Genomic DNA, 24,685 nt, shown 5'->3' with positions numbered 1-24,685 from the left:
ATATTTGTCATGTCGAAATTGGTACCGGTTAACCGTCAGGTCAAAGTACAATTTTCTGCCTGTTAACCGGTACCAAGTGTTACTAAATCGGGAATGTCTTCACGAAACTTCCTATCGAGAGGCTATTTCACGATGAGGTTGTTTTCGACCTTCATCACGCCGTCCACTGCTTCTGCAATGGTGCCGGCTGTGGTTTTTTCTTCTTCAGTGTTGACAAATCCGCTGAGTTGCACGATGTCTTTGAATGTCTCAACTTCAACACTCGTCAGTGTGCCCAAGTCGTCACCTGCCAGTGCAGCTTTGACATTAGTTGTGATGATTGAGCTATCTACTATCTGACCAGTACTTTCCTGAGTTGCGGTGCTGGCGCAGCCGGCAGTCAGAGCGACAAAAGCGCTGATAGTCACAGCACACAGTAAACGCGAGATGTTTTTCATGGTTATGTAGTCGTCTTGGGTTTTGATTGAGGCTTGATGTTAGTGAACTAAGTGGTTGGGTACCTTCGGTTGCAAAAAATACCCATGCAAGACAAGCTTGGTCGAGTTCACGGGGAATCTGCTCGAAGCTGCATGCTGACTAGAGCAGTTGGCGGTCGCATAGGCAGAATCGCCATTGCAAGCCAACGAGCGGACGGTGTACCTGCGGCAAGCAGACACTGATGCTGAAAATCGGACTAAACTCTGCGATTGTCGAGATTTAGCTATCTTGAAATTGCATTGAATTAGCCAGGAGAGATCAATGGAACACTTTGTCGACGCAATTAGACAATATGCGCAGTTCGAAGGACGAACCGGAAGAAAAGAATTCTGGATGTATATGTTGTTCTATATGATTTTTGTTGTTGTATTGGCAATATTGGATGGCTTGCTGGGAACAATGATCCTGGGTTTGATATTTGGTTTGGCCATGTTTGTTCCCAGTCTCAGCATTGGGGCTCGGCGGCTTCACGATACTGGGAAGTCAGGTTGGTGGCAATTGATCACACTTGTTCCGTTTGTTGGTTTTATCATCCTGATCATATTTCTGATCAAGGAGAGTGATGGTGATAATGAATACGGTCCAAGCCACAAGATGGGACCAGGCCGCAAGATGATTGCCTGAGTTGTTGTCAGGATCCTCGCCTAATCTGGACTCTGTATTTATATACAGTTGAGCAGGTCTCGTCCTGTCAGCCAACCAGGCTGTGCTGGTAGGCTCTAGCCATTACTCAACTGGAACACGGAGGTTCCATGTCCTACGCCACGGTTCATTCGTGCACGCTATGCGGAGTTCAGGCTCTGCCCGTAATCGTTGAAATTCATATCGGTGGCGGTCTGCCGGGTATGTCAATTGTCGGTCTGCCGCAGTCAGCGGTGCGTGAGAGCAAAGATCGGGTTAAAGCCGCTATACAGCACATGGGGTTGACCTTTCCGCAGGTGAAGATCATCGTCAATCTGGCGCCGGCGGATCTGCCCAAGCGCGGTGGCCGTTTCGATCTTCCCATTGCACTGGGCATTCTGCAGGCGACAGGGCAGTTGCCCGAACAGGCGCTGGATGGGTTGATGGTGCTGGGAGAGCTTGGCCTGACCGGAGAATTACGCTCGGTCAGTGGCATTCTGCCTACCTCGCATGCCTTCGCAGAATCGCGCTTCAGTCTTTTCATTCCAACGGCTAATGCTGCCGAAGCCATTCGCAGTCGACGCACGCGAGTCTACGCGGTTGATAGTTTGCAAGAGGCATTCCGGCAGCTCAAGCATCGTCACAAGGAGCCGTTGGTGCTGTATGGCGTTTCTGGTGAAAACGCTACGATGGGTCTGCAAGGTCGCCCGACAGTGCCCGATTTGTCGGATGTCGTAGGCCAGCATAAGGCCCGGCGAGCACTGGAAATAGCGGCGGCAGGGGCACATAATTTACTAATGGCAGGTCCGCCCGGCACTGGTAAATCCATGCTGGCCAGTCGACTGCCGGGTATACAACCACCCATGAGCGAGATGGAGGCGATGGAGGCAGCATCGGTGGCCTCTATCAGCTACACCGGCTTTGATGCGCAGCATTGGGGAATTCGTCCATTTCGTGCACCTCACCACACGGCATCTGGCGTGGCTTTGGTGGGAGGGGGCGCAAATCCCATGCCTGGAGAAATTTCACTGGCCCATCATGGCGTTTTATTCCTCGATGAATTGCCGGAGTACTCACGCTCCGTCCTCGACGTTTTACGCGAACCCATGGAAACGGGCCGAATAACGGTTTCCAGAGCCGCCAGGCAAGCAGAGTTTCCGTCGCGCTTCCAGTTGGTAGCGGCGATGAACCCCTGTCCTTGTGGCTACTATAATGATGCCGTGGTGCGTTGTAACTGTACACCGGATGTGATCATGCGTTATCAGTCACGCATCTCAGGGCCATTTCTGGATCGCATAGACCTGCATGTGGATATGCAACGCGAGCTGCATCTGGCGGTGGGCGCGCCAGTGGTTGGCGACAATGAGAGCAGTGAGTTGATCCGGCAGCGGGTAGTGCAGGCACGCGATCGCCAGCTTGATCGGCAACACATGACGAATGCCATGTTAGCGCCACGGGTTCTGCATGAGCATGCACAGCTCGACAAGTCTGCCAGCGACTTGCTACGGCAGGCCACTACACGCCTGAACCTGACTTTGCGGGCTCAGCATCGTTTGTTACGAGTGGCTCGTACCATCGCTGATCTTGAGGCTGATGCTAAGGTCGAATGCCGCCACCTGGCTGAGAGCCTGTCGTACCGACGTGCACCGCTTCTCAACAGTTTTTGAGAAATGTACGAAAACCATCGACACTGGTAGCGGTGTGGCATTCATGCCTACCGCCTGTGGTGTTGAATTATGAGATAGCCGCCCTGTCGTTGGGCCATCAATCTGGCTGATCAGTTAGGCGGATTGCCTGGCAGGTCCAATGTGCAGCCTCCTGACCAGTCCGCTGTGCAATCAATAATGCGACCGTCCAGCACGACTGTTGCTGATGGCCATTCGATGGTGCCCACATTCCAGACGAAATGTGAGGGCAGGTTAGTGACTTCTGCCAATGTGGTTTCGCCAGCGACATTGAAGATCAGGTTGCCGGCAGATTCGGCGCCTCCCGAACCCCAGTGCTCGACCATGACGGTATATGTTTCGTTTTCCGGATTGTTAAGGAAAATATTCTCGGGCCCGAAAGAGCCCGTATCATCGACATCTTTGAGTGGGTTATCGGAGGTGTCGCCAGCCAATCCCCAGTCAGGCCCTGCGCCGATACAACTGGTCCAGGTGCAGTCGGTATCGTTGTCATTGATTCGACCACCTTGTTTTATAAGGTGTAGCTCGTAATCTGCACCGATGTCGTCCCAGTTGAGCGTTAATTGAATTTCAGCATTGGTACAGTCATCGCGTGTGATCTCTGTGATGAGTACATAGCTGCCAGCCTCGTTTGACCAGACGCATTTGATGATCTGTACACCACAAAATACCGGTGTAGTGAAGTCAAAGCTGCCTGTGCTACTGGTGGGGATGACACCGCTGATAGCCGAGCCATCATCGCCCAGAATATAGAATTCACCATCACCGACGGCACCAAGGACAGAGCTGCTGAAGTTAAGTGCCGTGTCAGATGTGGCGATCGAAAAATTTTCGGCATCACTATCCGGACAATTTTCGCAGCCATACTCGCCCGGGGCGTCGAACAAGGGGGCGGGATCAGTGATGACGTCAGCTTGCGGAATCGTATCGCTGACCGGTTCGTTATCATCAGAACTGCTGCAAGCCGTAAGGACCGTCAAAGCAATTATTGCACTTCCAAATCCAGTTGAAATATTCAAGAGTCCTGTCCAGTGTTCAATGAGTCTGGCTACAGACTAGCATCTGTGCCCGTCACTAACGAAATTCAATGTCCACAGACTGTCGGAACGTATAGTTTGAATGGCGCATCTGCGAGATGAAATATAGTGCTTTTTCTGCTGGGCATCGTCTGCTGGCAGTGATCCTCTACTATATTGACAAGCTTGAGGCGGGTTCCGGGCAGAGCATGCAGCTACCTGACTGAGGGCCTGTTGTATCTGTGTGCACCGCTTCTCAAGCAGCTTTTGAGTAATATTCGTGACAAGGTACCCAGCTTTGCCCAAAAGTCCAAGACATTAGCGCCGATAGAGGCGCAGTTGATCAAGCAGCCGTCAACGTCAACAGCTATCATTGTGCGATGAAAATCTGGGCTTATTCCGGGGTGTCGACCAACCCCGCAGGTGCGGCATGCGAGTAGCAACTTATACCGAGCGGAGTGCGCCTTCGCGTGGATCACTGGTTGCTCTGAGCGTGCTGGTGATGACCATATTGTTGGGAACCGGCGTCATGCCGACCATCATGGTTTTTGTGGGTGGACCTTTCGAAAAGATCCTGACGCCGCTCTGGCTGCTTTTGTATGTGGCAGCGCTGCTTGGACTCATGTTCAACCACGGCATCAACTGGATTTCCTGGCTGGTCCGATACCGTATCCTGCTGGTGGTTCTGATGCTCGGCAGCATCCTGTCAGTATCCTGGTCCATTGACGCTCGGGTATCCGCGGAACGAACGGTGCACCTGGTGGGAAGCTCGCTTTTGGCGGTCTATATCGGTTTCACCGTACCGTTGCTGACAACCTTGCGGGTATTCGCAGTGGTCCTGGGTCTATGCATTCTGGCCAGTATCGGAGCTGCGATCGCTGTGCCGGGTCTGGGGATCGAGGCCTATGAGGGGATTGAGGTCTGGCGTGGTGTTTTCAACTCCAAGAACGATCTGGGGTTCTGGGCAGCAGTGGGTGTGTTGCTCTACATCACACTCAGTGATTCCACTCAGGCCACGAGTCTGAAGCTGCTGTGTTTTCTGCTGGCGGGTCTGTGTCTGGGGGCGTTGGCGTTGAGTCAGTCGGCCACCTCGTTACTGGCAATGTTGATTGCTGGTGCTCTATCTCTGTATTTCTTCATTGCCGGTCGCTTTCATCTGGGATTTATCCGCATGGCATTCATGGCCGTGCTGTTTACGGCAGTCATTGCGCTGGCCATTGCCAATATCGATACGGCAGAGCTGGTCGGACGTACTGGCGACCTGACAGGGCGCGGTGAAGTCTGGGGGCAGGTGTGGAAACTGATTCTGCAGCATCCGTTGACAGGTGTCGGCTATGGTTCCCTGTGGTTTCCGACCGATGGCACCATCTGGATTCAGCAAAGTCTGTTCGACTTTACCTGGGTGGTTTATCACGCTCACAATGGTCTGTTACAGGTTGCCTCCGAAGTGGGCATGCCGCTGGCGGTCATCGCCCTTCTGATGGTGGCGCAGCAGTTGATCGAAATCTTCTACTGCCAATACGAACGGCAGCAGGTCGGAGTTCTCTTTGTCCTCGGTTTTGTCGCCGCCTACCTGGTCAGCAACTACTCGGAAGCCCGTTTTCTGGTGACCCGGGAGCTGTTCTGGATCTTCTTTCTCGCCTTGCCGATCAGCATGCTGCGGCAGATCAACCTGGTGTTGACTGATGCCGAAGCCGAGCAACTGGATGAGACGCGTGACTATGCCGAGAGTACTGATCATCGCTATGGGGCCACGCCCTATGGAACTGTGCCTGGCAAGCCATGGCTGGGTGCGACGCAACAAAGGCTGGAGCGTAAGCAAGCTGCAGCATCATCAGGTGAGAACGCAGATGCAGTCACGGGTGCAGCTGCGAGCGCGGGTGCCGTTGCGGGCGCAGTAGAGCTGACAAAGCACTCTGGCGATGCTGATGAGGGCACACTCTCTTCGGACTCAGGGGATGGCGAGACAGATCTGGATACGCTGGCTTCCACTGTCAATATGGGTGAGACGACGGATCCCCTTGCCTCTGCTACGGATATAGACGACACAGCAGATGCACAATGGCTGGATGAGACAGACATTGATCTGGGTGAGCTGAATGAAACAATGACAGAAGTCGATGTCTTGCTGGATGAACCCGGCGATCTGGGTATTGACGATACACTGGACCTTGATCGTTATGACAAGGATTTCGATGTGTCCGGCGAATGGGAAGAAGTTGATCCAGACCCGGCCCAGGACTCGGACAAGAAGTCGAACAAGAAGTCGAACAAGAAGTCGTAGCTGATTTCCGTTGATTGAGAAAATTGCCCAGTCAGGGATGCTGTATTCTGCAACGTTACCAGTGCATTGATAATTTGAACCCAAGTCCATGAAAGACAACGCCTATTTCGACAATGCGGCTACCACTTGGCCCAAGCCTGAGCCTGTCTATCAGTTCATGGACAGTTTCTTCCGCTCGCATGGTGTCAATCCGGGGCGAAGTGGCAGTCTGCTAGCCGTAGAGGCCGAGCAGATGATTACGGCTACTCGAAGGATGCTGGCCCGATTTTTCGGTTACTCAGGGCCCGCCAATCGAGTGGTGTTTACACTCAATGGCACCGACTCTCTCAATATGAGTATTGCCGGGCTGGTGACTGCAGGTGATCACGTCATCAGCACGCGTCTTGAGCACAACGCAGTGTTGCGCACACTTAATCATCTAGAGCGCGATCGTCAAGTGCAAGTGACACGAGTCGCCCCTGGTGCTGATGGATATATCGATCCAGCGGCCATCAAGTCGGCTTTGCGGCCCAATACACGCGCCATTGTTTTCAATCACGCCTCCAATGTCATCGGTACGGTGCAGCCTCTGGCAGAAGTTGCTGCGATTGCCCAAGCTGCCGGTGTGCTGCTTATTGTCGATGCTGCGCAGACTGCCGGTGTATTGCCCATCGCGATGGATGAGCTGGGTATCAGTGTGCTGACCTTCCCGGGCCATAAGGGTCTGTTCGGGCCCATGGGCATCGGCGGCATGATCGTGGCCGAGTCCGTTGACCTGCCAGCGCAACGATTCGGAGGAACAGGTGTGGATTCATTGTCGAGTTTTCAGCCCGATGTCTATCCACATCATCTGGAAGCCGGCACGATCTGCCTGCCTGGTGTTGCCGGATTACACGCTGCCCAGTTATGGTTTCGCGCACTGGGTGAGCGCCTGCAAAAGGGCGAGACTATCTTGCCTGGCGAAGAGGTGATGTCTGCTCACAAGGTTTCTGCAACGGGCAATAGTCCAGTTCATGCGGGGCTCTGCCAGTTGGCTATACGCCATATACATCAGGTTGAGTTGACTCATCTGGAGCGCATCGAAGCCTGTCTGCGTGAACACAAGAACGTACGAATTCTTGCTAATGCACGGCACGATGCGCGGGTGGCTACGTTGAGTTTTACGGTCGATGGCATGCCAACAGAGCGGATTGCCGATCAGCTGGATGCTGATCATCAGATCTGTGCACGTGCTGGCCTGCAGTGTGCGCCGCTGGTGCATGTTGATGCCGATACGGTTGATGGCGGTGGCACCATCCGTCTGTCTCCCGGTTATTTTACGGATGAGGAAGATATGCAGCAGTTGCTGGATGCACTAGATGACATTCTGACCTGAGTCCTGCAGCTAGTCAGATCGAAAGTACACCTCTGTCCAGCAGCAGGCCAAGCTTCAACAGGGCGCTCATAGCCACGCTATCTGCGATGGAACCATCCAGTGCCATGTTGATAGCATCATCGAGAGGAATGCGCCGTAGTTGCAGTAATTCAGTATCATCCGGCTCGGTCTCACCAAAGCTCAAGTCCTGAGCGAGGAATACACGAGCAACTTCATCGGTTACCGAATTGGATGTGTTCAGCTTGAGCAGGCTGGTCCAGCGACGGGCAACGATACCCGTCTCTTCACGCAATTCTCGTTGAGCCGCTGCCAATGAGGACTCACCGATTAGTGCGCCACCTTCGGGTATCTCCCATTCGTACTGGTCCAAGGTGTAACGATGTTGGCCGACCAACCAGGTATATCCCTCGGCATCGATGGGTATTACACCAATGGCTGTGTTCTTGAAATGCACCACGCCATAAATACCCTGCTTGCCAGTAGGTGCACTGACATGACGGTGGGTTAGCGTAATCCACGGATTATCGTAGATCTCTTCTGTCGAATGGGTGAGCCAGCGCTTGTCCGTGATGCTTGTCATGGAGAGTTCCTGGTTTTATTGATTAGTGGCGAAATGAGTTGCCATCTATCGTAGTCCGAGAGGCATGGCTTCAGTCACTCAGTTTACGTTATGCCATCTTGATGGCGAGTAGGATCACCATCAGCAGCGACAGGGCCATCACTATGTTGATGGCTCGGTGCCAGTGATCAGGCAGGTCAAGTTTTTGCAGACCGATGCCGGCAGCCAGCCACAGCAAATGAATCGGTACCCAGATCAGATTCATCAGAAGAAACTTCCAGGTGGTTTCCTGCCACAAGGCCATGCCTGCGAATGGGAAGCCTGTGAACAATGCGGTATTGACGACGTAGGCCTTGGGGTTGATGGCTTGCAAGAGCACCGCATCACGAATTCCTGGCGGCTTGGCACTCTGGATGAATCTGATCTTCGAACCTGCGAAGGCAATGCGAAAAGCCAGATAGCACAGATAGGCGATGGAGGCGTACATCAGAATGGTACGTAGTGCCGGCTGTGCCAGTACCAGCCCGGCCAGGCCCGTTACCACGGCGAGCGCCACGAGGTTGGTGCCAATGAACAGCCCGGCGACATAGCGATAACCAGGGGATGCGCCGAACGAAGATCCGACTCCGGCGGTGGACAGAACTCCCGGTCCTGGCGTGATGAGCAAGAAGAAAACAGCGGTCAGAAATACACCCATGGCTGATAAAAGTTCCGTTGTTGCTACCGGGGTAAGGCCATATTCGCCCTGTTCCTGTCCGGTAAAGAGGCATCTTTTAACATGACATTCGCTGCAAGGGAATGCTTGACTTCCAATTCGATCGCCATTTTCACTGCCTGTGATCTGGGAGCAGGCTGTTAATGGCGTCGCAATCAGTTGTGGGTGATGAGTGAATATGCTTGCATAAAGCTTGATCGGTCAAGTATCATTCAAGAATGAATGCTGAAAATATCGCCCCCCATACAGAATCTTCCATCACACAATTGCTGGAGACAGCCACACGACTGGAGCGACGCTTGGATCGCGCCCTGTCCTGCACCAGAGGTGTCAGCTATAGCGAATATCGATTACTGTCAGCGTTGTCTGATGCGCCAGCAAGCGGTATGCCGCGAATAGTGCTGGCAGATTCAGTTGGCGTGACGGCCTCGGCAGTCACTCGCGCCCTTAAGCCGCTTGAAAAAATCGGCTATGTCACGACGGAGAAGGGCGAACGAGATGCTCGTCAGAGTCGTGCCATTCTGACTGCGGCAGGGCAGGAGCTACTGGATGATGCCCGGGGTGTCATGCGTGATGCGCTTCGAGAGCTGCCACTGAATAACTTGAGTCCGCAGAAAGTAGCCGAGTTCCAGAGCCGTCTGCTCGAGTTGAGTTGAGAGGCGACGCACTTTCATGTCGCATTGACACTATTGGGGGTTGGTTGGAATTTCGGATTTATCAATAGCACTCATTTGCTGCAGAGTGCTATTCAGAATCATGAGAAGGCGTCGATACAAGGGCTTAACGACGCGTTGGTAGAGAGTGCATCGGTGCTTGCATCGATAATGTCAGGAGTGTTGTACGTCGGAATCGGTTGGCTGGCAACGGCGATGGTGATAGTACCAATCATGTTTCTGGCCATGTGCTGGTTCGGGACTCAGCTGTACCGAGCACTGGCAAATAGGCATTGATTACATCTATTAGCCTGCTATAGGTCACACAATTGCGGTGCTGATTCTCTAATCGTGCCGGAGCGATGTCGTTTATGGGTGCTCTGGGATAGAATTACAGGCAGGGTTGTTTCATCCACTATGGTTTCGTCACAGATCCAATGAGAGAGTTGTCAGTTATTTCAACCAGTACGCTGGCGGCTCGATTACGTCTGCGACCGCTTTTGACGGGTGTTGCCGTTATGGCGAGCACATTGTTGTCGGCTTGTGCCAGTTCGCCCTGGTATGACAATCCGCCACCCATGCCTGGCAACGCAAGCCCGCCGCCAGGCACTCTGGTTTCGTCGAAGAAATCCGTCTTGTTCGTATGGGATGCAACGGCTGAAACTGAAAGCTATGATTTCCATATCTTCAATGCGGAAAACAGTGCAATCGATCAATACATGATGGTTGGTCTGAACCCTGATGAGGTTTGCAGTGGCGATACCTGCAGCATTAATCTGAATGTGTCTCTACCTGATTCAGATCGGCATGCCTGGCGAGTTCGTTCGTCGAATATGGCCGGCAAGTCTGCCTGGACGCGCACCATATTCACATTCTCGTCAACCGGTACACGCTGAGGTTCATTCTCAGTTTTTGATGGGCCGTGTCGCAGCCCGTGCCACAGCGCACGTATTGTCGCTGGCCGCACTCAAAGCGGTGTCTTTATCGGCTTTTCAAAGCTCGCGCAGAATCATGGTTCCAGCAGCCCCTGCCATGGCAACTGCGGCACTGCGATGCAAATTTCTTTGCGCTTTGCTGCCCGCCAGAATACGTCGCACGACCAGGGCTCCCAGAATATAGACAGTACCTACTGTCAGTAGAACGGCAATTGTCGCTGGCACCAGTACCATTGCCCAGTTGCCAACCGTGACCGTATTCAGATCCAGTACCAGTGGCAGCAGTGCTAGATAAAAGGCAATGGTCTTGGGGTTGCCCAAGGTGATGCCGAGGCCGGACGTCAATGCTGCTCCCAGATCGCTACGGCTGGTTTCTGTGCTTTGCATATCGTGTCGTTCAGCAGTCCAGAACTGCCAGGCCAGATACAACAGATAGGCAATGGAGGCCCAGCGAATGAAGGTGAAGACCGTGCTGAAGCTCTGGGCAATGATAGCAAGGCCAAAAACAGCGAACGACAGATACAGTAAATCCCCCACGATGATGCCTGTTAACAGGGCAAAACCTGCACGCGTTCCACTGCCGACGCTGCGTGCCACCAGAGCGGTTATGCCGGGCCCGGGTATGGCTGCAGCAATGCCCAAAGCCATGGTGTAGGCGGCAACGTCTGCAAGGTTGATCATGGGGGCTATCTCTGAGTCGAGAAAATGAGGTTCTGGCTGGATTCTATATCAGGCCATAGGCCCTTAACAATGCAATACCGGCAGTGTAACTGAGCACGCCCAATGCGGTCGTTACGGCAACAATCTCGGCTGCCAGAGCGCCGTGAGCTGTCATCTGACGCGCCATGATGTAGCTGGCCGTGGCCGTGGGGGAGGCTGCCAGGAAAAACAGAATACCGATCTGGACTGAGCCCAGTCCGAAGAGCAAGCCCAGGCCCACGAGTATCAGTGGGGAGACAATCAGCTTGAAGAATACCGCCAGCAGAATGGTCCGACCGTTACCGAACAGACTGTTGAAATCCAGGGTCGCACCAATGCAGATCAGAGCCAGCGGCAAGGTCATGCCTGTCAGGTAGTTGCCGGTGCTGCGCAAGAACTCGGGCACGGGCAGGTTGATCAGTGAGGCGAGCACCCCCGCCATGATACCGATGAGAATGGGGTTCTTCAGCAGGTTGCGCAGCACGCCGCTTGAATTGAGAACCCAGACAGCAATGATGTTGTAGACCGTCGTTACCAGGGCGATGTATACCGCTACCAGTGGCAGCACTTCCTCGCCGTAGGTTGCCACTGCCAGCGCGACACCAAGGATGGCCAGATTACCGCGATAGGATCCCTGGACGAACACGCCTCTCTGATCAAGAGGGATCAGGCGACCAACGAGCAACAACAGTGCTACCAGTATCAAGGTGCCGCCCAGACCGATCAACGTCAACGGCAGATCGAGCGCTTCGTTGAATGAGCGTCCCGCAATCGCGAAAAACAACATGACCGGTAGTGTCACATTGAAAACCAGCGCATTGGCCTGAGCGATGAAGTGGGTGTCTACCAGCTTGATACGGCAGATGCCCCAGCCGACCATCAGCAACAGCAGTATCGGTCCGGTTATACCGAAAGCAAAAACAAACGAATCAAACATGGTGGTGGGTTATCAGTTGGATTCAGGTGTCGGTGCGGGGGACTGCACTATTGGCTGGGGAGTTTGCTCAGTTTGGCTCGACTCGCGTTTGAGCCTGGCTTTGAGCCCGGAGCTCAGCAGTTGTGTTCCCAGTATCGAGAGCAGGCAATACCCCAGAAAATACCAGAAGCCGTCACCCAGGCTCGATTCGAAATCGACCAGACCACGACTCTCCTCAATGCCATTGCTGGCCAGGAAGGCGATGAAGATGGAGATGACGAAGACATCGGCCATCGACCACTTGCTGATGGCATTGCTGAGCGATAACAAACCTGTGCGAAAGGCGACGCTGAAGGGTAGAAGCATGGCCAGCAATAGCAATGCCTTGACCAGGGGGACGACGACACTGAACATAACGATGAGGATCGCCACTGGCAGGTGGCCGTTGGCCTGTAGTTCCTGAGCGGTGGCCAGAATGCTGCGCGTCTTGTCAAATGCCTGCACAGTTCCCTGCACATCAAGCCCCTCAACTACCATGTCCACCAGGTTATTGACCAGTGAAGGCGTATTGGGGCTCTCCTTGATCAGCTCCTTGCCAACCTCGACCAGTTTGGTTTTCTCAACCGTGCCGGATACGCTGAGCATGGGTTGAGTCAGGCCGGGCAGGAGTAGAAAATATGCGCAGACAAGCAGCAGTACGCCGAAGATCGTTTTCATGAGGAGTGCTGTGTAATCTGGGTATAAGGGTCAGGACGGGGCAGTGCTGGCGGCAAGAGGTGTGTCGTCCACCTTGCGCAAAAACCACATGCCGAGCAGGAAGAGCACGAGTATAGACAACAAGCCTATGCGTGAGTTGCCAGTGGTGGCCGCAACGATGCCCACCATGAGGGGCCCTAGTACAGCGGCTGCCTTGCCGAGCATGTTGAGAAAGCCGAAATACTCCCCGGAGCGTTCTGGCGGAATCAATTGACCGAACAAAGAGCGGCTGAGTGATTGTACGCCGCCCTGCACCAGGCCCAGAGCAACCGCCAGAGCATAGAACTCCAGGCTTGAACTCATCAAAGAGGCGCAGGCTGTGGCTATGACGTATGCCCACAGACCAATCCATAGCCCGCGTTTGGCACCGTAGCGCTGGCCGATTCGGCCGAACACCAGGGTGGCCGGAAAGCCGATGAACTGCACCAGCAAGAGAGCGATGATCAGACTGTCGGAAGGCAGCCCGATGGCCATGCCGTAGTCCACGGCCATGCGAATGATGGTGGCAACCCCGTCAATATAGAGCCAGTACGCACACAAAAACATCCACAGGTTACGTTGCTGGCGTATGGACTTGAGGGTATTCCAGAGCTTGCTGAATTCCTTGCCCAGAGCCGGTCTGGACGAAGAGGTGGGTGCTTGCTCCCGAATTCCCAGCAATAAAGGCAGGGAGAATATCAGCCACCACACAGCGACACTTAAAAATGAGACACGCACCGCTGCGGCTGCATCGGCCAGGCCAAACCAGGAAGGCTGCAGGGTCATCATCACATTGACCAGAAACAGCAGTCCACCACCCAGATAACCCAATGCGTAGCCGAGCGCTGAGAGTCGATGGAAATCGCTATGCGTGGTCAGTGACGGCAGCATGGCATCGTAGAACACATTTGCGCCCGAGAAGCCGATGATGGCAATGACATAGATGCTGATGGCCCATGGCCATGCGCCTTGAGCGACGAAAAAGAAGGCGGCGGTGGCAACGATGCCAATGGTGGCAAATACTGCCAGCAGGCGTTTGTGGATGCCACCTGAATCTGCCAGAGCACCCAGAATGGGGGCCATGATCAGGATCAGGAAACTGGCTCCCGAGTTGCCAAGGCCTAGCCAGAAGGTACTGACGGTGGCATCTGTTCCTGTGCTCCAGTACTGCTTGAAGAACAAGGGGAAGAAGCCAGCCATGACTGTGGTGGCAAACGCAGAATTTGCCCAGTCATAGAATGCCCACGAAAGCTGTGATCGTCGGTTGTGCGTCGGCATGGCATCAGGCAATGGAAACTGGAATGCCGATGGTAGCTTTGTTTAGGGGGCGTGTAAGGTCAGACTGCTCGTAAAAGCATGTCTGAAAGAGGGTTCAGTTCAGCGAATGACCTTCAGAAGCCGTGACAGAATAGCCTCGGAGCGTGCGCGTGCCGCAAAATTTGAATCAATGGTTTCGGGGCGAGCGGCGAAGGGTAATTGCTGTGCTGCTTCCATACTCACGGTGGCAGAACGAATCATGTCGACGGTGATGTGTTGAGCGGCGTCATGTCGCGCAAGCAAGGCGGCGTAAGTCATCGGGCCGCTTAAAGAACTGTTGGCAATGTCGTCAGATACTGGGTAATCAACGGGGGCTTGCATGGCTGCGGTCTCTTACTTGCGATGGATAACCTGGATACATTTGTAACTCATCGACATGACAATCTCATTGCAACGATCGATCTTTTCGTAAGTAAAGTGCGAATTTGCTCGGCATGTCGCAATCTGCCTGAGGAGTTATTCTCGAAATCAGCAGAAAAATGCATCTGCCATAAGGCAGGCTTCTACTGAATTCGTTTTCTCTACTGAGGGTATGAGCAGAAGCCGTGCCTCATCAGAGTCAGGCTGCCCGGCAAGGCGAGCTTGCGGCAATTGCCATGCGGTATCGGAGCCAGCGATATCAATCAATTAAGCGCTTTCACTCCGGTGAGTATTCGGAGTTACTTGCGACAGGGCAGAGCTTCAAGTGCAATTGCTCAAACAGTTTTGTTGACAAATAGTTGACAGCAATGGCGCCTCGTCAGTTAGCATCCGCCGTGAATCGTTTGAGAGTCTCCCAGAGTGATGCGGCCTCGGCCTTGCCTAGCATCTTCACAAAGTGTTTAGGGTGGACATAGGCAAGATCGTGCAGCGTGTTTGCATGATAGCGTTGCTGCAAGGGTTCAAGCCCGTCTGCCGGAACACAGGATTCCAACGCCGTTTCAAGATAGGCAGGTGCCCAGCCGACACGGTTGTAGAACGCCAGAACGCCTTCGGTACGGGCAATTGCGATACCCTGCAACGGTGGTGATAGTTGTTCGAAAAACTGGCCTGACATCACCTCGGCAGAGAAATCGATGTCTTTGGTCACGTCCGGCTTGATTCGGGCGATACTCTGGAAAATGTCGCGTTTGATGCGCTCTTCCAGGGCATCTGGCGCCTCCGGAGCGATAAGCTGCGCTGCATGGCGAATCGGGTCGGGAATTGAGCTGTTCATAGGACATCTGCCTGTAGCGATACTACGTAGTATACGAACTCTCTGGCCCGATCATTGAAACGCGGGCCAATATTGGCCACCATTGGACACGAACTGACACTTTTTCGCACATGAGTGGTTCTGCTGACAGCACGATCTTCTACACTCTTCTGCAGCGACGATTGCACTGGCTGGTGCTGTTGTTGCTGATCGGTCAATATGTACTGCAAGGTGCGATGCGGGATGCACTGGTAGCGATAGATAGTCAGGAAACGCTGAGCTTCTTTCAGTTTATAGTCACTACTTGGCATACTTGGGCGGGAGTATCAGTGGCAGCCATCATGATCTGGCGCTGGCAGTTACGTGTTCGTCGGGTACCGTTGGCAGACGGCACGTTGTCAGTTGCACACGAGCGCTGGGTCGAATGGCATCATAAGAGCCTGTACGCAGTCATCATGTTGATGGCTATGACGGGTGTGCTGCATTATTACTTCGGTTTTGAGCAGGCTGGTCGATGGCATGAGTGGGGTAAGTGGCTTCTGGCTTTTCTGGTCGGGATGCATGTTGTGGGGGCGTTGTCTCATGGCAAGCATGGCCGCAAGGTTTTACAACGCATGATGGGACGCAACAGCTTGCGCTGATACAATGCTGGAATTCGACCGTTTGCTAGTCGGTCGGCCAACGAATTTAGGGTTGAACAGGTGCGATCGCGCCGACGGAGAAGAGTGTCATGAGTGGTGCCACAGATAGCGGCATGGTCAAAACAATGGGTGTGGTCGTGGGTGCGCTGGCAGTTCTGCTGGTCGTCATCATGGCGGCCGCTCGAATGCTGGGTAGTGGTCCGGATGATCCGGATGACCCATTAAAGCGCAATGCACTCATGGACCGAATTGGTCCTGTTGCTACCGTACGAATCTCCGCCGATGATCTACCCGCGGGTACTGAAGTGGCGGATGCTGCTGATGCAGCGCCCAAGACTGGCGAAGAGCTGGTTGCGGGTGCTTGTGCGGCCTGTCACCTGGCTGGCGTAGCCGGTGCTCCTAAAGAAGGCGATGAGGCGGCCTGGTCTGTGCGTCGTGAGGCTGGACTGGACGCTCTGGTTGCCAGCGTAATCAACGGCAAGGGCAATATGCCTCCCAAGGGTGGCTCCAGCTACAGCGATGACGAAATCAAGCGCTCTGTGCAGTTCCTGGCCATGTTTGAAGTCGAAGAGCCTGTAGCAGCTCCTGAAGCAGCTCCTGCTGCTGAAGGCGATGCAGCAGCCACTGAAGAAGCACCTGCTGCAGATGCAGTAGCGACAGAGGCTCCTGCTGAGGAAGCCACGACTGAAGAAGCTCCGGCTGCAAGCGAAGAGCCTGCCTCAGACGAGGCCAGTTCAGACGCTGCGGCCCTGGTTGTCGGTCAAGTGCCTGATGGTTTGACAGATGACGTCAAGGCTTCGGTTGATGCCATGTGCACAACCTGTCACCTGGCAGGTGTTGGTGGTGCCCCGAAGGTGGGTGATACGGCAGCCTGGCAGGAGCGTGCAGACAAAGGTCTGGCGGCTCTGACATCATCAGTGATCAACGGTATGGGTGTCATGCCACCACGCGGTGCATCGACTCTGACGGATGAGCAGATTCCTGTTGCCATTCAGTACCTGATGAGCAAGTAACAGTATTACCTGTCTGCCTGGCCGGACACCTCCGGCCGGGCACGACCTGCCTCTTCATGAGGCCAAGCTCCTGCAGCGTCATTCTTGAATGCGGTTTGTCGGGAGCCTGCAGCGACTTGGTAAAGACTCAGTCCCTGCGTAAGGTCTTATCCATCGAGATCGGTGTTGGATACCGCCTGACTATCCAGAACGAGCTGGCCACAAAGCTCAGAATCGTTGCACTTTGCATCAGCATGGAGGCCTTGGCCGACATGACGGATAGCTCGGATGCAACCACGACGATCAACAGCGAAAACTCACTGATCTGACCCAGCCTGGCGCCTGTTTCAGCCGCCATGCGCGCTTTTTCCTGCTCACGTTGCAGCAGCATGCGGAACACGATGGGTTTCAGGGCGACGGATATCGCGGCCAGCACCAGCGCTGGAACCAAGACACTGGGCAGCGCACCGATATTGAAGCCGGCCCCGAGTGCGAAAAAGAACAGCACCAGAAAAAAATCACGTAACGGTTTCAGGCTTTCCGCGATGAAACGCGCAATCGGGCTGGTTGCCAGTGTTACACCGGCGACAAAGGCGCCAACTTCGTGCGACAAGCCGATAACGGTCGCCAGCTCAGCAATACCCATGCACCAGCCAATGGCCAGCAAGAACAGATATTCGTGGATCTGATCGAAACGCATGAACAACTTGGTCAGCACCCGTGTGGAGACCCACCAGGCCATCAGTGCCAAGGCTGGCAGGCCCAGCACCAGAACCAGTGTTTCGGATATCAGGCTTTCCTGATTGCCAAGCCCCTCCAGGGCCAGCAGCACCAGGATGGCCAGCATGTCCTGCAGCAGCAGAATACTCACGATCAGCTCACCCATGCGTTGATGGTGCAGTGCGCTGGTGGGGAGCAGCTTGAGAGCGATGATGGTGCTGGAGAACATCATGCCAGCGGCCACCAGCAGACTGTCCAGCAGATTGAAGCCAAAAGCGATACCGACGCAAAAGCCCAGTAGGGCAAACGCCATGGAGCTGACAGCAGTGATGACGATGGCTTCGCGGAACAGTTTCTTGAGATCACCCGGTTCCAGGTTCAAACCGAGTAGAAACAGCAGAAACAGGATGCCAACATTGGCAATGTCAGCGATCAGGGCGGGATTGGAGACCACATTCAGGGCCCAGGGCCCCAGGATGGCTCCAAGCGCGATATAGGCTATCAGGAGGGCCTGGCGGGCAAACAGGGCAAGGGTGGCGATGACAGCAGCCCCACTGAAGACCAGGAAGAGCGAAAAAATGATTGAGGTATCGTGCAAGGGCTGCTTCGTCCTGAAAATTATGGCTACACCCTCACGGTAACACTGTGATCAGGACTTGAGAGAGCAATGGAATGAGCGATATCTCATTTATTTAGAGCAACATCATTTGCATTTTTAGCGAGGCGGGTTATTCTTGTGGGTTGTATTGCCCTTGCCCGCCAGCGACCTCTAAGTAATGTCTCAAATAATAGAATTTATCGGTAACCACACTCTGCTGTTTGTGGCGTTTCTCGCCACCCTTGGCATGCTTGTCTATACCGAGTACATGCGTATGAGCTCCGCCAATACGGCCTTGTCGCCGTTTGAAGCGACTCAGAAAATGAATGCCGGAGAGTCCGTCTTCCTGGATGTCCGTGATGATGCCGAGTTCAAGTCAGGGCATCTGCTCAATGCGCGCGGCATGCCCGTCAACAAGCTTGACGAGCGAATGCACGAGATTGAAAAATTCAAGGATAAGGATGTTGTCGTTTATTGCGATAACGGTATGCGCAGCACCCGTGCTCTCGCCAAGTTGAAGAAGAATGGCTTTACACAGCTGTTTTCTCTGGCTGGTGGCCTGAAAGAATGGGAAAAAGCCAACCTGCCGACCGTGAGTAAATAAGCGATGACAGACTCAGACAACAACAACGCCCCTGCAGCCGGTATCGTGATGTACGAGTCGAACTGGTGTGGGTTTTGCCGGGCTGCACGTCGTCTGCTCCAGTCAAAGGGCTGGGAGTATGAAAGCCGGATGGTCGATGGCGATGCTGCGCTCAGAAGTGAAATGCAGGAGCGTAGTGGCAGAACGTCGGTGCCTCAGATTTTCTTTGGAGACCAGCACATCGGTGGTTTTGACGATATGGCGGCTCTGGAAAGTGATGGTGAACTCGATGACGCATACGCGTCTATCAAATAACTAGGTATACAGTACAGAAATGGCAGACGAGAACCAGAAGGACGCAGAAACAGCAGCCACCGCCCCCGAGGCACCTGCTCAGATGTTCAAGATTCAGCGTGTATATCTGAAGGATGTGTCTTACGAGTCACCACAAACACCGGGTGTCTTTGTCAGCAATACTTCATGGCAGCCCAATGTGTCGCTGCACCTGAACACCGAAAGCACCAAGCTTGAAAACGACATGTTCGAGTGCGTGTTAACGGTGACAGCAACGGTAAAGCTGGGCGAAGAGATCGCCTATCTGTGCGAAATCAAGCAAGCAGGACTGTTCCTGATACGTGGCTTCGAGCAACAGCGTCTCGGGCCCATGCTGGGCAGCTTTTGTCCTAACCTGCTGTTCCCATTTGCGCGCGAAGAAATCGCTTCTCTGGTGCAGAAGGGTGGTTTTCCTCAGTTGCTGCTGGATCCGGTCAATTTCGATGCTCTGTATGCACAGCACGTCGAATCGGCCAAGCAGAACGCACCTGCTCCTGAAACTGCACAGTAGTTTTTAATATGTAACCTGACGGCAGGGTCTTGCCCAGACAGACCCTGTCATCAGATGCCGCCCCATCGTCTGAGGACGGACGGGCGAGGGCCATCTTGGCTCTCTCTCTTCATGCCAGATCTGGATAGTCCATCTGTCTGAGGGCTTCATAGGTGATGATGGCAACAGCATTCGATAGGTTCAGGCTGCGGCTGTCTTTGCGCATGGGAATTCTTATGCGCGCGCTGATCTGTGGGTCTTCCAGCACCTCATTGGGCAGGCCGCGAGTTTCAGGTCCAAACAACAAGATATCCCCCGGCTGATACGAAGCCTGATGGTAAGACACTGATCCCTTTGTTGTTATCGCAAATATCCGCGCACCCGAATTTGTGATATCGAGGGCTTCAAGGCAATCTGCCAGACAAGCATGCACCTGTACACGAGCCGTTTCGTGGTAGTCCAGCCCGGCTCGTCGCAGTGCCTTCTCCTCCAGTGAAAACCCCAAGGGCTCCACCAGGTGCAGGGCGGTGCCGGTATTGGCGCAAAGACGAATCAGATTGCCGGTGTTGGGGGGGATTTCCGGTTCGAACAGAACGATCTGTAATGGCAGATTTTGAGGCACGCAGGGATTCCATGAGGTGATAACACGACATTAATCTGTCGTTTAACAACAGATCTTATAGTCGCAAGGTGTTTTGGATGTCTATTCGGTCATAGTAACTTGCCCAGTGTAGGGTTCCAGATTATGGTTGTAACGGACAAGCTTTCGAAGATGGCACTCTCGTTGCTGGGTAATACTGGTCGAGTTGTCCATCGTCGCCACCGATTATGTGTCTGGAATGAACCATAGCGAAACAAGTGTAGATACTGGCAGACGACTCTACTACTCGTCTTCTCAGGGACCGTTTTACAACGCAAATAACATCTTCATGTTTTATGGCGGTGGTGAGCGTGGCAAGACGGTAGAAAGCATCATCCGTGGACTACGCAGTGATGAGCAGATGATTCATGTGCATGGCGAGCGTGGCAGTGGCAAGACCATGCTGTCATTGGTCATCAGTGATCGTTTGAAGCAACGATATAACATCATCCGCTATGACATCCCCGACTTCTCTGTGGGCTTGCTACTAAGGCATCTGTTGATCGAATTGCTGCCACAACAGGCCGATCTGATCTCGGTGGAGCAGGCCCAGAAAGGTGTCTCGCAAGATGCCATCACCAAGGCATTGCAAGGGCTCTCGGAACAGCTGAGGCGTACGCCACAGTCGAAAACCGGCAAGCCGTTCCTGCTGGTGGTGGACTCGCAAGCTGACATTCATGCTGATGGTTTGCGCGTTCTGGAGACGCTGGGTCGCATCAAGATTAATGGTCATCCCATCTTCCAATGTGTGCTGTTCCATCGCGTATCCGATCAGACTGCCCGTTCAGTCAACGCACATTCTGAGTTCTACCAACAGAGCAATCATCACTGGCTACGTCGTCTGACGCTGGCAGAAATCAACGAATATCTGCATCATCACATGATGCTGTTTGATTTCAATCGCCGTGATTTGTTCACGCGGGAGATGGCCTACTTCATTGCAGATCGTTCCGAAGGTGTTTTCCGATCAATCAATACGCTGGCCAGAAATGCTTTTACCATCGCCAATCTGGAAAGTGCCGACAAGTTATCCATGTCTCATTTACTGATGGCCGGGCTTCCACCACGCTCAGAACCTTCCATCGAATCAGGTTTTCTGACAAAACATCGTGGCCATGCCATTGCACTGCTGGGTACTTGCGTTGTAGCATCGACAGCAGTAGTCGTACTTTTTATCAAATAGTTTTGTAGTTCCGGCCGAACCAGAATCAGGTTCTGCCCAGTACCAGGGCCCACCGGGCCCAGCCGAGTTGCCAGGAAGGCGACATTGCCTGATGCGGTTTCGCTGCAGGCAGGACAAAGGAGTTGTCTGTGAGCCACTATCGTTCGACGATACCCAAACCCGAACTGCCTCGTGCAAAGCACTTGCGAGTCTTTGCCAGCATGCCCTTTCTGGCGTTGTACCTGGCAGGTTGCACCAGCTCGCTTGCCCGTCTGCCTTCCGAACCTTTTGAGCTGCGAACGCAGCAAGCTTTCGCGCAGAACCCTTTGTCAGTGGGTAAGCATTTTCCATCTGATGATGAAGAACTGCCACAACTGATTGCTGAGCCTGACCCGCAAACCGGCTATGTTGGAGGTAAGGTCGGTGCAGGCACATCAGACACATCGACTGAAGATCCGGCGACAGAGTTGATCAATATCAATGCGGTCAATGCGCCGCTGGGAGCCCTGCTGCATGCATTGGCAACAGAGGCTCAGATACAGTTCCATGCTGTTGGTCCACTGGAAGAGCGGATCTCCCTCAAAGTGGAACAGCAGAGTCTTGCCGAAGTGCTGGAGCAGATGGCCGATCAGGCCGGTTTTTCCTGGGAGCTTGTCAACAAGACGCTGACCATCTGGAGCGGGAAGGCCTATGTCTTCAGCTATGCCATTGATTACCTCAATATCGATCGGAGTACCCAGAGCAGTGTCGGGCTGGCAACACAGGTAGGCACCATTAACGCCTCTGACGGGGCTGGTACCAGCTCCATCGCCAACAGCTCGCAAACACGCGTAGAAAACAAAAGTGAACATCTGTTCTGGGGCTCATTGCAGGCAGATGTGGAAAAGCTTGTCAGCCAGCAACGCTCATCTGCACTTCAAGCCCGATCAGGCCCTTTGGGAAGTGCAGACAGTCCATCCTCCCGGCCCGCAGAATCGGCAGATCCACGTCCTGAATTCTCTATCAACCGCGAAGTGGGCCTGTTGAATCTGTTTGCCTCGCCAGCCATACACCGTTCGGTAAAGCGCTATCTTGAACAATTGCATGACAGCGCTCGGCGACAGGTGCTGATCGAGGCCACCGTGGTTGAAGTGGCTTTGTCGGACAGTTTCGAAGCCGGTGTTGACTGGCAGCTACTGGCGAATGGTGTCAGCGGGGTCAGCGCTATTCAGGCCCTGGTGGGTGCGCCTTTCGTTGACAGGGATAATATCGATCGAGTCGTGGCGCCCTCAGGTCTGATCAGCATGGTCCAGCCAGGTAGTCGTGGTGATGTTAGTGCAACGCTGTCACTGTTGGAGCAGTTCGGCGATGTACGTATTCTGTCGCGACCTCGCATCATTGCGCTGAATAACCAGTCGTCTGTGTTGAAGGTGGTGGATAACCGGGTGTATTTCACGGTAAACATCGAACGGCGACAGACAGAAACACGCGACGAGATTGTAACTGAGAGTGAGATACATACCGTGCCTGTGGGGTTGGTCATGAATGTCACGCCACAGATCAGTAAAAGTGGTGCTGTCATGCTGAATATTCGACCAACGTTGTCGCGCATATTGGGCTTTGTCAATGACCCCAATCCGGAGCTGGCAGAGGCAAATGTCAGAAACGGTGTGCCAGAAATTCAGGTGCGAGAAATGGAATCCATGCTTCGGGTGCAAAGCGGCAACATGGCAATCATTGGTGGTCTCATGCAGGAAACCACGGAGGGTGATGATGCACAGCTTCCGGGTCTGGGAAATGTGCCGCTCATCAAACACCTGTTTTCCAAAAAGAGCCGCAAACGACGTCAGACCGAATTGCTTATTGTATTGCGACCGACGGTCATTGCCGCTGATACACAGGTGATAGCTAGCCGGTGATAGCTCAAGCAGATACATCGGTAGGAATGATTAGCCTGAACCACCTGATACCCAGCCCTGAGGCAATCGCCTGTCTTGATGAATCGGTGGCTCGTCGACTACGAGTCGTGCCGCTGGCAGTAAGCTGTGAGTGTGCGCAGCAAACACTGCTTGTCGCCTGTGAGAATCCATCGGACACCACACTTATCGGCAGGCTTGCCCGGCAGGTGGTAGAGGATGTCAGTGTGAAGGCTGTGGTGTGTCGCAGCGATGAAATGGCTGCAGCCCTGGACAAATGTTACGCACAGTCTGATCTGTGGATGCAGTTGATCAATCAGGGGCGCCTGGAGTTATCAAGTCTGCACCTCATGCAGGAGCAAGCTGATTTCATTATCCGCCTGCTTGACAGCATTCTGCTTTGTGGAAGCCGCCAAGGGGCATCCGATATTCATTTATCACCACAAAAGCAGAGCGTACAGGTTCGTTTTCGTGTCGATGGGGTGTTGCGTCAGTTCTGCATGATCGGCAAGAGTCTGCACAGCGGTTTGCTGGTCCGCATAAAGATACTGGCATCGATGGATATAGCCGAGACCAGATGCCCTCAGGACGGACAGTTCAGTCAGTTGGTTGACGCACATGATATCGATTTCAGAGTGTCCTGTTTTCCAACCGTTAGTGGCCAGAATGTGGTGCTTCGATTGTTGACTGATCAATGCAAGCTAGACACCTTGGAGCAATTGAGTCTTCCTGTAGAGTTGCACGATGCTCTGGCTTCATTGATCCAGAAACCAGACGGTCTAATGCTGGTCTGTGGGCCGACAGGCTCTGGCAAGAGCACGACGTTGCATGCATTGCTCAATGAGAGAGATGCACTTTCGTTGAATATCATGACTCTGGAAGACCCGGTTGAGCGTCCCGTCGATGGCATTTGTCAATCCAGTATCGATGCGAAGCATGCCATGGATTTTTCCCAGGGGGTACGAGCCTTGCTGCGACAAGACCCGGATGTCTTGTTGATTGGCGAGATTCGTGATGCGCCTAGTTGTGCGATGGCATTGCGGGCAGCGATGTCAGGCCATCAAGTGCTGACCACGGTACATGCCCGTTCAGTGCTGGCAGGCCTGTCGCGTTTGCGGGAACTGGGTAGTCTGTCGAGCATCCTGGCGAATAACCTGGTCGCCATCGCTTCACAAAGGCTGGTAAGGAAGGTTTGTCAGCACTGTGAAGCTGGTGGCGAGCAATGTTCACACTGCCTGGGTAGCGGATATGTTGGGCGTCAGGTAGTGCTTGAGCTATTGATTATCACACCGGCGTTAGCGGCCTTGATTGCAAGCAGTGCAACACATCAGGAGTTGCTGGATTGTGCACTTCTGGAAGGTTTTATACCACTGCAGGAGCAAGGCATAAGGCTTGTCAGGCAGGGGATTACGACGGTCGAGGAACTCGATCGGGTATTTGGTCAGTCTAGCTGAGGCCAATGCTTTTCACGCTCACTACAAGGAGGTACGG

General features: G+C 53.7%; 27 protein-coding genes. 14 read left to right on the top strand and 13 right to left on the bottom strand.

Annotated elements, in window-relative coordinates:
- Positions 1 to 122: 122 nt before the first annotated feature.
- A complete protein-coding gene (locus tag IMCC3135_RS30720; protein WP_088921067.1) occupies positions 123 to 437 on the bottom strand; it encodes a BON domain-containing protein in 315 nt (104 codons plus the stop codon).
- Between the two features lie 301 nt (positions 438 to 738).
- Between IMCC3135_RS30720 and IMCC3135_RS30715 the strand changes: the two genes are divergently transcribed.
- Positions 739 to 1,101 (top strand): DUF805 domain-containing protein, encoded by a 363-nt coding sequence (locus tag IMCC3135_RS30715; RefSeq protein WP_088921066.1) that lies wholly within the window; start codon positions 739 to 741, stop codon positions 1,099 to 1,101.
- A gap of 128 nt (positions 1,102 to 1,229) precedes the next feature.
- Positions 1,230 to 2,765, top strand: coding sequence for a YifB family Mg chelatase-like AAA ATPase (locus tag IMCC3135_RS30710; protein ID WP_088921065.1), 1,536 nt, complete (start codon positions 1,230 to 1,232; stop codon positions 2,763 to 2,765).
- A 110-nt stretch (positions 2,766 to 2,875) separates the two neighbouring features.
- Here IMCC3135_RS30710 and IMCC3135_RS30705 read toward each other — a convergent pair whose 3' ends face one another.
- Complete coding sequence (locus IMCC3135_RS30705; RefSeq protein WP_088921064.1) at positions 2,876 to 3,802, bottom strand: YfaP family protein; 927 nt, start codon at positions 3,800 to 3,802, stop codon at positions 2,876 to 2,878.
- A 427-nt stretch (positions 3,803 to 4,229) separates the two neighbouring features.
- Between IMCC3135_RS30705 and IMCC3135_RS30700 the strand changes: the two genes are divergently transcribed.
- Both IMCC3135_RS30700 and IMCC3135_RS30695 read left to right on the top strand, forming a co-directional pair.
- Entirely contained in the window at positions 4,230 to 6,083 is a 1,854-nt protein-coding gene (locus IMCC3135_RS30700) for an O-antigen ligase family protein (RefSeq protein ID WP_088921063.1), read from the top strand.
- A gap of 88 nt (positions 6,084 to 6,171) precedes the next feature.
- Positions 6,172 to 7,437 (top strand): aminotransferase class V-fold PLP-dependent enzyme, encoded by a 1,266-nt coding sequence (locus IMCC3135_RS30695; RefSeq protein WP_088921062.1) that lies wholly within the window; start codon positions 6,172 to 6,174, stop codon positions 7,435 to 7,437.
- A 13-nt stretch (positions 7,438 to 7,450) separates the two neighbouring features.
- Here IMCC3135_RS30695 and IMCC3135_RS30690 read toward each other — a convergent pair whose 3' ends face one another.
- A complete protein-coding gene (locus IMCC3135_RS30690) occupies positions 7,451 to 8,017 on the bottom strand; it encodes an NUDIX domain-containing protein (RefSeq protein ID WP_088921061.1) in 567 nt (188 codons plus the stop codon).
- A gap of 88 nt (positions 8,018 to 8,105) precedes the next feature.
- Complete coding sequence (locus IMCC3135_RS30685; RefSeq protein WP_088921060.1) at positions 8,106 to 8,693, bottom strand: LysE family translocator; 588 nt, start codon at positions 8,691 to 8,693, stop codon at positions 8,106 to 8,108.
- 236 nt (positions 8,694 to 8,929) lie between these two features.
- Here IMCC3135_RS30685 and IMCC3135_RS30680 point away from each other — a divergent pair, with 236 nt between their 5' ends.
- Positions 8,930 to 9,367, top strand: a complete 438-nt coding sequence (locus tag IMCC3135_RS30680) for a MarR family winged helix-turn-helix transcriptional regulator (RefSeq protein ID WP_088921059.1) — start codon at positions 8,930 to 8,932, stop codon at positions 9,365 to 9,367.
- 98 nt (positions 9,368 to 9,465) lie between these two features.
- Here IMCC3135_RS30680 and IMCC3135_RS34385 read toward each other — a convergent pair whose 3' ends face one another.
- Positions 9,466 to 9,612, bottom strand: a complete 147-nt coding sequence (locus tag IMCC3135_RS34385; protein ID WP_157736398.1) for a hypothetical protein — start codon at positions 9,610 to 9,612, stop codon at positions 9,466 to 9,468.
- A 189-nt stretch (positions 9,613 to 9,801) separates the two neighbouring features.
- Between IMCC3135_RS34385 and IMCC3135_RS30670 the strand changes: the two genes are divergently transcribed.
- Positions 9,802 to 10,260 carry a hypothetical protein gene (locus IMCC3135_RS30670; RefSeq protein WP_088921057.1) on the top strand — a complete coding sequence of 153 codons (459 nt, stop codon included), beginning with the start codon at positions 9,802 to 9,804 and terminating at the stop codon, positions 10,258 to 10,260.
- A 96-nt stretch (positions 10,261 to 10,356) separates the two neighbouring features.
- Here the strand turns inward: IMCC3135_RS30670 and IMCC3135_RS30665 are convergent, their stop codons facing one another.
- From IMCC3135_RS30665 to IMCC3135_RS30640, 6 genes are all read right to left on the bottom strand, one after another.
- Positions 10,357 to 10,980 carry a LysE family translocator gene (locus IMCC3135_RS30665; RefSeq protein WP_088921056.1) on the bottom strand — a complete coding sequence of 208 codons (624 nt, stop codon included), beginning with the start codon at positions 10,978 to 10,980 and terminating at the stop codon, positions 10,357 to 10,359.
- Between the two features lie 43 nt (positions 10,981 to 11,023).
- Positions 11,024 to 11,935: an AEC family transporter gene (locus tag IMCC3135_RS30660; RefSeq protein ID WP_088921055.1), complete on the bottom strand. Its 912-nt coding sequence runs from the start codon at positions 11,933 to 11,935 to the stop codon at positions 11,024 to 11,026.
- A gap of 12 nt (positions 11,936 to 11,947) precedes the next feature.
- The gene (locus IMCC3135_RS30655) at positions 11,948 to 12,631 is read right to left on the bottom strand and encodes a paraquat-inducible protein A (RefSeq protein WP_088921054.1); all 684 of its coding nucleotides are present in this window, start codon (positions 12,629 to 12,631) and stop codon (positions 11,948 to 11,950) included.
- 30 nt (positions 12,632 to 12,661) lie between these two features.
- On the bottom strand, positions 12,662 to 13,927 hold the full coding sequence (locus tag IMCC3135_RS30650) for an MFS transporter (protein WP_088921053.1): 1,266 nt from the start codon (positions 13,925 to 13,927) through the stop codon (positions 12,662 to 12,664).
- 99 nt (positions 13,928 to 14,026) lie between these two features.
- A complete protein-coding gene (locus IMCC3135_RS30645) occupies positions 14,027 to 14,287 on the bottom strand; it encodes a hypothetical protein (protein ID WP_088921052.1) in 261 nt (86 codons plus the stop codon).
- A gap of 418 nt (positions 14,288 to 14,705) precedes the next feature.
- The gene (locus IMCC3135_RS30640) at positions 14,706 to 15,161 is read right to left on the bottom strand and encodes a hypothetical protein (protein WP_088921051.1); all 456 of its coding nucleotides are present in this window, start codon (positions 15,159 to 15,161) and stop codon (positions 14,706 to 14,708) included.
- Between the two features lie 110 nt (positions 15,162 to 15,271).
- On the opposite strand from IMCC3135_RS30640, the gene IMCC3135_RS30635 reads away from it, so the two are divergent.
- Positions 15,272 to 15,781 carry a cytochrome b/b6 domain-containing protein gene (locus IMCC3135_RS30635; RefSeq protein WP_088921050.1) on the top strand — a complete coding sequence of 170 codons (510 nt, stop codon included), beginning with the start codon at positions 15,272 to 15,274 and terminating at the stop codon, positions 15,779 to 15,781.
- 89 nt (positions 15,782 to 15,870) lie between these two features.
- Positions 15,871 to 16,794 carry a c-type cytochrome gene (locus IMCC3135_RS30630; protein ID WP_088921049.1) on the top strand — a complete coding sequence of 308 codons (924 nt, stop codon included), beginning with the start codon at positions 15,871 to 15,873 and terminating at the stop codon, positions 16,792 to 16,794.
- 127 nt (positions 16,795 to 16,921) lie between these two features.
- Here the strand turns inward: IMCC3135_RS30630 and IMCC3135_RS30625 are convergent, their stop codons facing one another.
- A complete protein-coding gene (locus IMCC3135_RS30625; RefSeq protein ID WP_088921048.1) occupies positions 16,922 to 18,091 on the bottom strand; it encodes a cation:proton antiporter in 1,170 nt (389 codons plus the stop codon).
- Positions 18,092 to 18,269: 178 nt separating this feature from the next.
- Here IMCC3135_RS30625 and IMCC3135_RS30620 point away from each other — a divergent pair, with 178 nt between their 5' ends.
- The 3 genes from IMCC3135_RS30620 to secB are packed head-to-tail and all read left to right on the top strand — an operon-like array spanning position 18,270 to position 19,518.
- Positions 18,270 to 18,695 (top strand): rhodanese-like domain-containing protein, encoded by a 426-nt coding sequence (locus tag IMCC3135_RS30620; protein ID WP_088921047.1) that lies wholly within the window; start codon positions 18,270 to 18,272, stop codon positions 18,693 to 18,695.
- Between the two features lie 3 nt (positions 18,696 to 18,698).
- Positions 18,699 to 18,989 carry a glutaredoxin 3 gene (gene grxC, locus IMCC3135_RS30615; protein WP_088921046.1) on the top strand — a complete coding sequence of 97 codons (291 nt, stop codon included), beginning with the start codon at positions 18,699 to 18,701 and terminating at the stop codon, positions 18,987 to 18,989.
- Between the two features lie 19 nt (positions 18,990 to 19,008).
- On the top strand, positions 19,009 to 19,518 hold the full coding sequence (secB, locus tag IMCC3135_RS30610; RefSeq protein ID WP_088921045.1) for a protein-export chaperone SecB: 510 nt from the start codon (positions 19,009 to 19,011) through the stop codon (positions 19,516 to 19,518).
- Positions 19,519 to 19,627: 109 nt separating this feature from the next.
- Here the strand turns inward: secB and IMCC3135_RS30605 are convergent, their stop codons facing one another.
- A complete protein-coding gene (locus IMCC3135_RS30605; RefSeq protein ID WP_335589288.1) occupies positions 19,628 to 20,119 on the bottom strand; it encodes a tRNA (cytidine(34)-2'-O)-methyltransferase in 492 nt (163 codons plus the stop codon).
- A 217-nt stretch (positions 20,120 to 20,336) separates the two neighbouring features.
- Here IMCC3135_RS30605 and IMCC3135_RS30600 point away from each other — a divergent pair, with 217 nt between their 5' ends.
- The 3 genes from IMCC3135_RS30600 (at position 20,337) to IMCC3135_RS30590 (ending at position 24,648) form a co-directional block, all read left to right on the top strand.
- On the top strand, positions 20,337 to 21,320 hold the full coding sequence (locus IMCC3135_RS30600; protein WP_157736392.1) for a hypothetical protein: 984 nt from the start codon (positions 20,337 to 20,339) through the stop codon (positions 21,318 to 21,320).
- 128 nt (positions 21,321 to 21,448) lie between these two features.
- Complete coding sequence (gene mshL, locus IMCC3135_RS30595; RefSeq protein WP_088921043.1) at positions 21,449 to 23,197, top strand: pilus (MSHA type) biogenesis protein MshL; 1,749 nt, start codon at positions 21,449 to 21,451, stop codon at positions 23,195 to 23,197.
- A complete protein-coding gene (locus tag IMCC3135_RS30590) occupies positions 23,194 to 24,648 on the top strand; it encodes a GspE/PulE family protein (RefSeq protein WP_157736387.1) in 1,455 nt (484 codons plus the stop codon). Before mshL ends, IMCC3135_RS30590 begins: the two co-directional genes overlap by 4 nt.
- Positions 24,649 to 24,685: the final 37 nt, after the last annotated feature.

It is taken from the genome of Granulosicoccus antarcticus IMCC3135 (assembly GCF_002215215.1).
Taxonomy (GTDB): Bacteria; Pseudomonadota; Gammaproteobacteria; order Granulosicoccales; family Granulosicoccaceae; genus Granulosicoccus; species Granulosicoccus antarcticus.
Note: the sequence above shows the minus strand (reverse complement) of the source record. Positions and strands in the feature narration are given on the sequence as shown.